The 12,021-nt window shown below is 42.6% G+C and carries 8 protein-coding genes and 1 tRNA gene; 8 read left to right on the top strand and 1 reads right to left on the bottom strand.

The features are described 5' to 3' along the window. Positions 1-252 precede the first annotated feature (252 nt). Positions 253-1,047, top strand: coding sequence for a sensor histidine kinase (locus C900_RS17700; protein WP_083867521.1), 795 nt, complete (start codon positions 253-255; stop codon positions 1,045-1,047). A 291-nt stretch (positions 1,048-1,338) separates the two neighbouring features. Here C900_RS17700 and C900_RS28630 read toward each other — a convergent pair whose 3' ends face one another. Continuing rightward, entirely contained in the window at positions 1,339-1,641 is a 303-nt protein-coding gene (locus C900_RS28630; protein WP_009581492.1) for a helix-turn-helix domain-containing protein, read from the bottom strand. A gap of 93 nt (positions 1,642-1,734) precedes the next feature. Between C900_RS28630 and C900_RS17690 the strand changes: the two genes are divergently transcribed. The 7 genes from C900_RS17690 to C900_RS17660 form a co-directional block, all read left to right on the top strand. Then, a complete protein-coding gene (locus C900_RS17690) occupies positions 1,735-1,980 on the top strand; it encodes a hypothetical protein (RefSeq protein WP_009581491.1) in 246 nt (81 codons plus the stop codon). A gap of 193 nt (positions 1,981-2,173) precedes the next feature. After that, positions 2,174-2,244, top strand: a tRNA-Cys gene (locus C900_RS17685). Positions 2,245-2,780: 536 nt separating this feature from the next. After that, positions 2,781-2,951 carry a hypothetical protein gene (locus C900_RS29990; RefSeq protein WP_009581490.1) on the top strand — a complete coding sequence of 57 codons (171 nt, stop codon included), beginning with the start codon at positions 2,781-2,783 and terminating at the stop codon, positions 2,949-2,951. Between the two features lie 31 nt (positions 2,952-2,982). Next, positions 2,983-3,408 carry a HepT-like ribonuclease domain-containing protein gene (locus C900_RS17675; protein ID WP_009581489.1) on the top strand — a complete coding sequence of 142 codons (426 nt, stop codon included), beginning with the start codon at positions 2,983-2,985 and terminating at the stop codon, positions 3,406-3,408. A gap of 39 nt (positions 3,409-3,447) precedes the next feature. Further along, complete coding sequence (locus C900_RS17670; RefSeq protein ID WP_009581488.1) at positions 3,448-3,891, top strand: Hsp20/alpha crystallin family protein; 444 nt, start codon at positions 3,448-3,450, stop codon at positions 3,889-3,891. Positions 3,892-4,068: 177 nt separating this feature from the next. Further along, the gene (locus C900_RS17665) at positions 4,069-7,680 is read left to right on the top strand and encodes a hypothetical protein (RefSeq protein ID WP_040497032.1); all 3,612 of its coding nucleotides are present in this window, start codon (positions 4,069-4,071) and stop codon (positions 7,678-7,680) included. Positions 7,681-7,766: 86 nt separating this feature from the next. Then, positions 7,767-12,021 (top strand): DUF6443 domain-containing protein (locus C900_RS17660; protein ID WP_221408143.1); only part of this gene is annotated, 4,255 nt, incomplete at its 3' end.

Genomic DNA, 12,021 nt, shown 5'->3' with positions numbered 1-12,021 from the left:
TCTTTTTGATGTATCAGGAAAGGCAGCTCAAAATGAGTTGCCTTTTGTTTTTATGGATGATTTGCTCTGTAAAAGCTTCAAAACCAGCTAGTTTTTAGATCTTGTAGAAGATTTCCACAAGTGTGGTCTTATGTCTACCATGAGTTCCAACGCAGAATGCCTTTATGAATTGTAAAAGGCATTTTTCATTTGGCATGTTTTAGGCACTATGAGGGTGTGAAGCTAAACCGATATGAATAAAGAGTAAACGTGATGATGAGCAATATACCTTACGTTGATAATTCAGAAATACCTTTAAGCGTACTAAAATCTTCCCTTGCAGGTGGAGATAACGATATAAAATACAACCAGTTGGTTCATGACCTTAAAAGCCCCGTCAACTCGTTAAAAGGAATTTTAAAGTTTGCTGACACCCAGATCCGGGACAAAGAAGCAAAGGAATATCTATACATGATCAATCAGTGTGTGGATAAGCTTGAGGAGAAGATCATGAACACCTTAAATATGTTTCAGGATGGAAGGGATGGTATCGACCGCATCCCGATCAATTTTGACGCCCTCGTCCGCGAATTATTTATTTCGCTCGGGCACATCAACGGTTTTTCTGATGTTGATATTGATACCAAAATAGAAAATAACACCACCTTTTATGCTGCCAAACCGATGTTGGAATCAATCTTTCAGAACCTTCTTGAAAATGCAATCAAATACAGAAATACCAACTGCTCTCAATCCAGGATCAATGTTTCAATAAGCGATCTTGAAGATGGAGTAAGATTGGTGATAAGCGACAATGGCATTGGCATAAAAGAAGCACAGTTGCCGCATATTTTCAAGGCAAATTTTAAATCAGTACTCACTGATAATGGAAGCAATGGACTGGGACTGTTTATAGTTAAAAAGGCGGTGGAAAAAATGCGTGGCACCATTGAAGTCAAGAGTGTGGAGGGAAAAGGTACTTCCTTCACGATCGACTTACCTAATGATGGGAAAAGCGTTAACTATGTTGGCTTGAACAGCGAAGAGGAGTTGATGTGTACGCGATAGCATAGAAAATATGTGGGGTGTCCTAAGCATAAGCTGTTCTTCTTTCACAGTCTTTTCCTTTTTCGTTATTCCAGACGCACAGCATATTGGAGATCAGGGATCTTTCTGATCTTGTGACATCACATGAGGTCAGGCTTCTGCCTTGTTTGGGTAGTATTCGGAATATTTTCTCCGTTCCTATCCAAAAATTTCAGGATGACGTGGTGATATTTGTAAGGAACAGGCGAAAAAGTTGGGAGCCTGAAAAGCCAGGGTATCACAGATTTTCGACTTGATCCTAACCGTTCCCCTTTACTTTTTCTTTTCAAGCAGTTTGTTGATCTTTTTAAGATAAGCTATTTCCTGATCGGCTACTTCCAGTTTTCTTTGGAGGGAGGCTATTTCCGGGTATAGTTCTTCAGGATTTACATAGTATTTGAAGAAATTATGATCTAATACATCAGATATCTTTTGAAGGAGCCGCGTGTCAATACTTTTTCTTTTAAAAATACCATACACATTTTCGCGGCTTGTATCTATTCTTCTGGCGAATTCTGCTACAGTAAGCCCACTTTCCTTAAATACCTTCCGGATCTCTTCCCCAATGTGAAGCATGTATGCAAAATACTACAAAAGCGTTTTGTGTAATTGATTAAAACGGTTATATTGATTAACAAAAATGGTGTTTTAAATTACATTCTTTCATTAATGCTTAAACTTAACATACAGAACGAACTTAAGGACGAAAATAAAATTATCCAGGCCAATAAAGAGATCATAGAAGTGCTTTGGCTTATAGAAGATGTGGAGTACCTACATTACCTGGATGATGATATCATGATCATTATTAAAGTTGAGGAGGAGTATCCTCCCATTCGGATAGAGATACTCACAAAGAACCATGAGTTGGCTGCTACTTTTAAAAAGAGGTTAAAGCGATTTATGCCTACCTGATGAAGTACAAAAAAAGTACTTGATTTAAGGGATAGGCAATTGTGGTTGCTTGCGGATAATAAAATTCTACGAAAACTTGAAATACCTTTGAACAATTTCCGAGAATTCATAGTTTTGCAGACCTGAAATCAGAATGTGGTTTCAAACTGTGGGGGAAATGTTACATTTGTTTTGCGGTAATATTGAAAACAATGGCGCTGTGGCCGAGTGGCTAGGCAGAGGTCTGCAAAACCTTTTACAGCGGTTCGAATCCGCTCAGCGCCTCAAAGGGAAAGAATAAAAAGCCTTGGCAGATCGAATAAAAGTTCTACCAGGGTTTTGTCGTTTTGTATAGCGGATGAGAACCTCCAGCTAGCGCGGACGTTACTTCCGTGCTTTGCCCACTTTTCTATTCTCCGACTTACTTTAGTTTTGTTCTTAATGTATAATCTATACCTGAATATATATACCTGCTGACTTGCTGCATGGCATGTCACGGAAGTAACTTCCCAGCCAGTGGGGGGTGCCATCATTAACCACTGAGGAAGCACAGGAGGAACAGAAATCACACAGGAGGAACAGAAATCATAAACCACCACGTCATACTGGAATTTTCGAAGAGCAACGGAGAAAATATTCATGATCCCCCTGATCCGTGGCAGAAGCTGAAGGATCAGCAAACCAGAGACAAGAAACATCTCACATGTAGACCCATTTACACAGCATTTTTCCAATAAATCACCCTAATTTCGAATAAATAACGGTTATCAAGCTGGCATGAAAATTTCGTTTTATATGGTAGATCAACAAATGAAAAAACTATGAAATATATACTTAGTGCTTTTATCGCAGTTTTTATCATGCTGGCGTCATGCGAACCTAAACAGGATACCGTGGAGGATAAAGAAGCGATAAAAAATGATACAACTGACCCCCGGGAAGGTAAAGGGGAGGGAGAAGGAAAATTCAGAGTAGCGCCAGACAAACAATGATATTATTTAACATAACTGAACCTAAATAACGATGACACGAGAAGAACAACAACTACATCTAAACAATATTATAAAAGGAATTGAAGAGGTACAGGAGCTGGCTCAGGACCTCAATTATCAGCAGTTTACCGAAGAGGAGCAGGTAAAGGAGGAGATCTATACAAACTTGCAGATGATAGGCCAGGCTGCTTTTGAGTTGGCCAATGACGCTGACGACATGCCGGACCTTAATTTCGACACCGATATACTCAGCGGATTTAGAAATGCACGATATAATGTCGAAGCGGAAGTGGATAATCAGCAGTTGTGGAACGTAATTACTGAAGACCTGACATTGATCCGCGAACAGGCAATGGAAGCCTCTGCAGAGCTTGCTCGGGATCCGGAAGTTGAGGATGACCTGCATGAAGGAAACGAACTCAGGGAAAGTCAGTTAAAAGAAAAGCAAAAACACTAACTTTTAAGTAACTATTGATAACCATAAACTCATAGAATTATGTTGTACGGATTAGATCAGCGCAGAAAAAGGCAAGATTTTAATGAAGGCTTCTGGGACGGCTTCACCAATCGTGACGTCCTGGAAGATTATCCTATCAGGGAAAGATCCGATATACCTGCAGTTAATGTAGTAGAAAATAAACAAGAATACATACTGGAGCTCGCGGCTCCTGGCATGTGCAAGGAAGACTACAAACTGGAGGTAGAAGATAATATACTCACCATTTCCGGTGAGTCGGAAAAGAGAAACACAGAAAATCAGGAGAGATCTTTTATCAGAAATGAATTCACATGCTCCTACTTCAGCAGGTCCTTTATACTACCGGAGCATATCAACAGCGATGAAATATCCGCCAGTTGTTCCGAAGGTATATTGACTATCCATATACCCAAGAAAGAGGAGGCAATGAAAGATAACAGGAGGCAGATAGATATTTCGTAGGCTCAGATATTACTGAAAAACAGATGCCCCGGGGATGTAAGTTCTCGGGGTATTTTTTTTGCTCCCAATAGAGATTTATTGCTACAAAAATATTTTGTGTGACATTTGAATAAAAAAATAAATAATATTACCTTGCAAAAATATTATTATTAATATTTTAAATATTTGTTTATTAACATGTTCCGCAAATTTATAGTTGCTGCTTTAATACTTTCCTCTTTAGGGTCTATTGTTCATGCCCAGGACACCTATGAAAGTAACGTAGGTTATAAAGATTTTTTACCCCCGTCACCTACCGCTAGCGAGTTGGGTAAATATGGATTAGTACCTGTAGGATTGGCCACTGGAACACCCAATATAGACATACCTCTATATACCTATAAAACCAAGAATCTTTCGGTGCCAATTTCTATGAGTTATAATTCAAATGGGATTAAAATTGATCAAGTTTCATCTTTGGTAGGTTTGGGATGGTCCTTGAATGCAGGAGGGGTGATTACGCGCATTATTCGGGATGAACCTGATGATAGAAAATACCATCGTGAGTACCCTGAAGACATTAGCTTATCCGAACCTGAGGCAATAGAGTACATAGAAGCTGAGGCCGATAATCCCACATTTGATGCACAACCGGACCTGTTTACATTTAATTTCCTTGGATTCACTGGTAAATTTGTTTTTGATCGTGATGGCAGACCTGTACTGATGCCGTTTCAGAATTTTCTGATCGAGCGGATTTTTACACCAACGGCTCCCGGCGTTGGGTATTTTAAGATCACAACGCCTGATGGTGTGATCTATACATTTGGTAATAATGGAGCAACTGAAACTTCAAAGACTTACAATGCCGGTTCTGGATGTGGAAAGGATTACAGCTTTTTCAGCGAAACAGCGTGGTATCTGACAAGTATTGAACACCCTTTAGGAGATGTTATTCATTTTGAATATACCAACGATTTTTACGTCTATGCAGCGGGTGTTTCACAAACAATAGCAAAATTCTCTTCTGAAGAAGGTAATTGTGAGGGAGTAACATGTCCGCAATCACCTCCCATAAAAACATGTGTAAATAAAATTAATTTGGGGGTATCGATACTTAGCAGGATTTGGTCCGAGAATTTTGGTGAAGTTAATTTCCTGGCAGCAAAGGACAGGTTGGACGTGCATGATTACAAACTTAACGAAATACAGGTGGTACAACCGGATGGAGAATCCTCGAAATTCAGCTTTTCATACGTTTTCTCTAACAGCCAAAATAATTTTGCCAATACACTTACCGAAGAGCAATGGAAACACAGAATGTTTTTAGAATCCATTGTGAAATCTGATGATGCAGGCATTCTCTTCGGCGAGAAATACCAGTTTACATATGAAGATATAAATGCCCTGCCCCCCAGGCTATCCTATGCCCGCGACCATTGGGGCTATTTTAATGGTGTGGAAAATGAATACCTGGTTGCAGGAGATGAAAAGATCACGGACGTATTTGGCAGAAGAGTTTTTGAAGGACTTACTGCTGACCGGGAACCCCACCCACAATATGCGGACAAAGGAATTTTGAAGAAAATTATTTATCCGACAGGCGGTACTTCCGAGTTTGTTTATGAACCGAATACGTTCTGGGGAAATGAAGAAATTTACCCGACAAAAAGTTCAGCGGCGTTGACCGCCCAGGGACAGGCTTCCTGGCCTTTCACAGGATCTGATGAGCTGGAAATATATAATGTGCAAAATCAGGAGGTAAAGATATTGCTCACTGCTTCAATGGAGGAAGGGCACATGCTTGACGAGACCCACGATAAAGCAGTTATGGTAGTTACTGACCTGACGACGAATTCCGAGGTCTTCCGGCAAGCGTTAACTCCGGATGGAAGCCAAAGCTACTATCTCAATCTTACAGCCGATCATCTTTATAAATGTGCTCTGGAAGTAGGCCGAGGAGGAATAACTGGCAGTGCAAGCTTTGACTACTATCCTGAGAAAATAAGGAAAAAACCAGCTAATGTAGTAACAGGAGGGTTAAGAATTGCGGAGGCAAGGAATGTAGATCCTGTTACTGGAAAAGGTCAAGTGAAGAAGTATCACTACGGCAGATTATCTTCTTTAGAGTCATCCGGGGAGATAAGTGGTACCCCTAACTACTTTAAATCTGAGACCAACAAACTCATATGTTACGACAACTCCTACAATCCGCCAGTTCCTATTTGTAATAAGTACGTAAGCTGTACCTATCTTACTTTGTATTCCAACAGCCTGGTTAATCTTTACCCTACCTCAGGCAATAATATTTATTACCGCCATGTGGTGATCACCCAGGGCGAGAGCGGGTTCAACGGAGCCGAGGAACATGAATTTAATATCCATTTTGATACCCCCGGTCTGATTGTTTGGGGAGAACCTATCGTTGGGGCTCCCAATACCAATTTTGGCTGGAATAATGGCTTAAAAAAAGGAGTTAAGACGTATAAAACCGATGCCAGGGGAAATTCCATTTTAGTGAGAGACGTACAAAATGAATATACCACCGATACCAGAAATGAAAGAGAAGTACCTGCCCTGGTTGTCCGCAAGCTTTACCAGCCTACATGTCCTCCTGAGTCTATCTATCTATGTGGTGAGGCCGATGTAAATAAAGTGATCAGCTACCATGACTGCACTGTTAGTCATGAACATAAATACAGTCTCTCGTACCTGGGATGGGTTTGCATTGCAGAAGGAAGCAATACGGAATTGGTTGCTACCTGGAGCCACCCGTGTAACGGAATGAATCCCGGAGATCATGTTACCATTCCCTCAGCGCTGGATCACCTGGATGTATTGGAATACAAGAACATAGGTTACTGGCATTACCTTACGTCCATTACGCAAAAGGTATACGATGAAAATGGATTGAATCCTGTCGTTACCAGGGAAGAGTATACCTATGATAATGAAACCCATGGATTGCTTACCTCCAAGCGTATATTGGATGGAGCCGGACAGGTGATTGAAGAGCAAAGGATAAGATACCCGGATGACTTTAATGACATTGAGAATTTCGCGACACTTAAAGCAAAGCATATTGTATCTTCTCCTGTTAAGGTAGAGAAAAGCCTGAACGGTGTCCAATCTTCAGGTAATATCATTACCTATAACGATCTGGGGCAGCAGATGGCGATTTACAGGTATGAGAATAATACCGAGCGCCCTCTTCCTGCTCATGATCCTGCTCAGGTTGATAAAATCAGCTATGCTCTGGATACGGAATTGTTTTATTACGACACTTCAAACAACCCAAAGGAAATTGTAAGTGCGGATGGCGTCAAACGCTCATTTATCTGGGGATACAATGATACAAAGCTGGTTGCATTTGCTTCAGGGGCGGGGGCCACAAACATTTATTTCAATGGCTTTGAAGAAGCCGGAATTGAAGGTAATGCAAGAACAGGAGATAAATACCATGATTCAGGAAGCTTTACGATTCCAGTCGAAGACCAACCTCAGGGAGAGCAACTAAAAATGAGTTACTGGTACTGGGATACCGATCATTGGGTATTCAGTGGTGAACTCGATTATACACCAACAATAGCTACATCAGGTACCCGTATTGATGAGATTCGTGTTTATCCGGAAGGTGCTGAAATGACCACTTACTCCTATGATCTTGGTGTTGGCGTATCCACCATTACAGATTCAAATAATGTCACCAGCTACTATGACTATGATGATCTGGGCCGCGTCCTTGAGATCAAAGATGATCAGGGAAATATACTGAAGAAATACAAATACCAATATAGCCAGAGCAACTGATGAAGAGCGCTTTTTTCCTACTACTTTTTTATTGTTTCGGTACCTATGCTGTGTATTCTCAATGCCAGAATATTACCAATTCAAATATGAGTGTTGTATGTATCAACACCACAGTTACTTATACCTATACAGGTTCCAGTACAAAATTTAGCTGGAGCCTTTCAGGCGGAGGCACACATCCTCCTACGGGAATTGGAGTCCGAGATTTTGTTGTAACATGGACACAGGTGGGCAACCATTCCGTGACTTTTACTGATTTAAATGACCCGAACGGCTATTGCAATATACCCGTTACAGTTGAAACTGTAGGAGGCGGAACGGCCACTGCCAATACTCCAACAGTTTGTCAGGGTAGCAGTGCGACAATTACACTCAGTGGTTATAATGGAAATGTAGTTCAATGGCAAAAATCCGTAAACAATGGTAGTTGGCAGGATATCAGCAACACAAGCACATCGCTCATTGATAACAACGTTCAGTATGTTACACGTTACAAGGCTTTTGTAAGCAAGTGCGGAAGCACAGTCACATCATCAATAGCTACGGTGAACGTAGAAGTACCCAACGGGGGTACCGTCTCGCTGCTATCCGGCAGTTCATCCTTCTGTTCCGGAGAGTCTGCAGGCGGCACCCTTCAATTGAATAACTATGAAGGCATAATCAAACGTTGGGAAAAAAGAGTGCGCCAGTCCAACGGCACATGGGGAAGCTGGACTTCTGCCGGAAGCGGATCGGAAACCCTCAGTTATGGTGTTTCTGTAGAAACGGCTTTTCGAGCGATTACAGATGATGGTGTTTGTCTTCAGGTTCCCAGTAACAACACTTATACGATTACAGAAACTTCCCCCGCTGTTGCAGGCACCATTAGTGCTTCAAAGACTGGCCCTGTTTGTATTGGAGAAACATTTTCATTGAGTATTACCGGGCAGGATGGTACTGTTAACTGGTATGAAAAAGAAGAGTTTCATGATTGGGTTCCTCTCAGTTCAATAAGTAATATCAGTATTACCAAATATACTGAATATAAGGCAGTAGTTACCAAACCGTTGTGTAACAATGAAAAAACTACCAATATTATTTCTATGTCCATTAAAGACCCTCCAGTTCCCGGATTCGTTGGCACATCCCATACGGTCTGTCAGGGCGGTAGCGGCACGGTATCATTATCGGGACATGTGGGTACTATTGTTCAATGGCAAAAGAATGAATATGATAAAATCACTTCACAATGGTCCGGATGGGTTTTAGCTGTGGAGAGCAACTCAACAAGCTATTCATATAGCAACTTACAAAAAACAACAATGTATCGGGCTATTGTAAAAAATGATTGTAACGAAACGTTGCCATCAGCGTCCGCAACGGTAACGGTTGAGTTGCGACCCTCAACAGGAGATCTGACATTAACCTCCGGCCTTGCAGTATTTTGCGGAGGAAGTAATACCGTCACTTTATCCGTAAGCAGTTACTCAGGCTCTTTTGAGAGATGGGAGAAAAGAGAGCAGGTCAGTGGAGTGTGGGGGCAATGGGAGCCAGCCAATGATCACATCATGCCTAATGAACAAGAGACTTTCACAGTAACCAATACCACCGCATTTCGAGTTGTTGTGAAAGGTACTTATTGTGGTGAAGAATTCGGAGATGCCCTGACTATTACAAAAGAACAAGCCAGTGAAGCCGGTTATATATCCATCTCTACAGGTGCCCCTGAAGTTTGCAGGAATGAAGCTTTTTCATTGACATTAAACGACTATGTAGGAAACAGCATCGAATGGTATAAAAAATCCGGTGTTCATGACTGGGAGTCACTAAGCTCGGTGGAGAATATTTCTATTACTGAGGATGCCTTGTTCAAAGCTGTAGTGCAGAATGCTTCATGTACCGCTGACGAAACACAGGAACTTGCAGTGACAATAAAACCTGACCCTGCTGTTGGTACTTTTTCATTGAATACACAGGAGATCTGTGAAGGTGAAGAAGTAACGTTATCAGTTGTCAGCTTTTCGGGAACCAATCTTAAGTGGCAATACTCTACTGACAACGGAGCTAATTGGAGCACGGAGGCTGAAGGTACAGCCACATCAATTGCCATTTCAGTCTATACAAGCGCCATGTGGCGAGCGCAGGCGGTTGGTGTTTGTAATAATACGATAGCGTCAAACACTTTGCAACTTACAGTGAGGAGCTTGCCTGTAACCCCTGCATCCAGCACCAGAACAGTGTGTCCCGGAACTGAATTGGAACTGGGCGTGGATAATCCGCAAGTTCAGCCGACCATCTATGTGTGGTATAACGGAAATCAGGAGTTAATAGAGAAAACAGCGGTAAATAAACTTCCTGAGGGGCCGATTGAAGCAAACACCACTTACTATGTGGCTTTTGAAAAACAAGGTTGTTCAACACCATTGGTTCCACTACAGGTAAATACGTTTGATGCAGTTGATGTGCCAGCCAGACCCTACACCGAAGCGGTTGCGGATCCGATCTATTCAGTAAGTCTGTATAAGAATAATACGAATGACACATCTACGAGCTATTACATTCAAACGTCAAAAGAAGGTATGAAGGAAGATATATCACCGAGTGTGGTCAACGATCCAGTACCAGGCTTTTACTTTGTAAGAGGGAAGAGTAGCAATGGCTGTTGGGGTCCGGCCAGTGAAGGTGTAGAGGTGATTAACCATCACCCTACAACATATAGTTATAATACAGCCAAGGTAAACTTTGTGAGAACCTATAACTTCTTGCAACCATCTACCAGTGTTGGCTACGGCAGTGACCTGGATATGGAAAACGATCCGGAAAAATTGCAAATGGCTACCCAATACATCGATGGCCTGGGAAGGCCTGTTCAGGAAGTGGTAAAAATGGGAGCTCCTTCCGGAAACGATCTTGTTACTCCTGTGGAATATGATGAAACGGGAAATATTAAAAGACAATATCTTCCTTATGCATCCGTAACTCAAGATGGAACCTTGAATGTCAATCCGATAGTCGATCAAAGGAATTATTATCAATCGACTCCTGACGTGGCCTCGTCATATTTTCCGTTTAGTTACACCCAGCCGGAGCGCTCCTCAACAGGAAGAAGTGAAGCTACTTTTGCTCCGGGTGCCGATTGGGCTGCTACGGCAGGGACGTCACAAGAACGAGGTATACAAACTAACTATTTTTCCAACAGTACCGCTGATGGTGTATACCATTGGGATGTAAACAATGCTGGAGAACCCGTGGTTACAGAGATCTATCAGGTAAATAGCCTGTTTGTTACTGAAACTGTGGATGAAGAAAGTCATGCCACAAGGGAATACACAAAAAGAAGGGGTCAAACCACTCTGAAAAGAGTTCAGGCCGATGAATCGGCTGCTACCTGGGCTGACACCTACTACATCTATGATAATTATGGTCGCTTAAGATTTGTATTACCCCCAGAGGCTGTAAAGCAAATAGGGACTCCGTCCGCTTTCCCCTATACGCCCAGCGCTACGCTCTTAGCCCGTTGGGCCTTCCAATACAAATACGACCACCGCAACCGCCTGATCGAAAAGCGCGTACCCGGAGCCGACTGGATATATATGGTCTACGACAACAGAGACAGACAAGTGCTGACCCAGGATGGCAACCAGAGAGAAGGCAAAAATGAGTGGACCTTCACCAAGTACGACCATCTCAACAGACCCATCGCCACAGGTATAGTGGATAAAGGCGCTATGGAAGTTGCAGACATACGAACAGAAGTAGCCGGCATCACCGACTTCTATGAAGAAAGAGGCACCGCCATCCACGGCTACACCGATCAAAGCTATCCCACCGGAGTAGCCGCCAACGACTACCTCACCGTCACCTACTACGATGACTACACCTTCAAAAACCTGCCTGATTTTGGCACCACCTACAATTATAGTGTTCCCACCCAGCTAGGCTCCCAAACCACCCCACAAGGCACCTACACCTTCCCTGCAACCGAGTTCGACAGAGTAAAAGGGCAGGTTACCGGCAGCAAGACCAAAGTGCTGGATAATACCAACACCTGGCTGAGCACCGTCACCTACTATGACGACCGCTACAGAGTGATCCAGACCGTAACCGAGAACTATAGCGGAAGCATAGACCGCTTCAGCACCCTGTACAACTTCCCCGGCTGGACACTGGCCACCTACACCAGCCACCAGAAAGACACAGACACCTATGGCATCAAAAAACGCTACACCTACGACCATGCCGGCAGACTGATGCAAGGCTACCATGAGCTGTTCAAGAACGGCACCGGTCAGGGCGAAGTACTGCTGGCAGAGAACAGATACAACGAGCTGGGCGAGCTGATAGAAAAGAACCTGCACGTAG

Source organism: Fulvivirga imtechensis AK7 (assembly GCF_000331535.1).
GTDB classification, from domain to species: Bacteria; Bacteroidota; Bacteroidia; order Cytophagales; family Cyclobacteriaceae; genus Fulvivirga; species Fulvivirga imtechensis.
The sequence above is the reverse complement of the archived record's forward strand: the minus strand, read 5'-3'. Positions and strand labels throughout refer to the sequence as shown.

Excerpts from the sequence above, each read along its gene's own strand:
- C900_RS17675 (WP_009581489.1), top strand. The coding sequence starts at position 2,983 with ATGACACGAGAAGAACAACAACTACATCTAAACAATATTATAAAAGGA.
- C900_RS17690 (WP_009581491.1), top strand. The coding sequence starts at position 1,735 with ATGCTTAAACTTAACATACAGAACGAACTTAAGGACGAAAATAAAATT.
- C900_RS17665 (WP_040497032.1), top strand. The coding sequence starts at position 4,069 with ATGTTCCGCAAATTTATAGTTGCTGCTTTAATACTTTCCTCTTTAGGG.
- C900_RS17700 (WP_083867521.1), top strand. The coding sequence starts at position 253 with ATGATGAGCAATATACCTTACGTTGATAATTCAGAAATACCTTTAAGC.
- C900_RS28630 (WP_009581492.1), bottom strand. The coding sequence starts at position 1,641 with ATGCTTCACATTGGGGAAGAGATCCGGAAGGTATTTAAGGAAAGTGGG.
- C900_RS29990 (WP_009581490.1), top strand. The coding sequence starts at position 2,781 with ATGAAATATATACTTAGTGCTTTTATCGCAGTTTTTATCATGCTGGCG.
- C900_RS17670 (WP_009581488.1), top strand. The coding sequence starts at position 3,448 with ATGTTGTACGGATTAGATCAGCGCAGAAAAAGGCAAGATTTTAATGAA.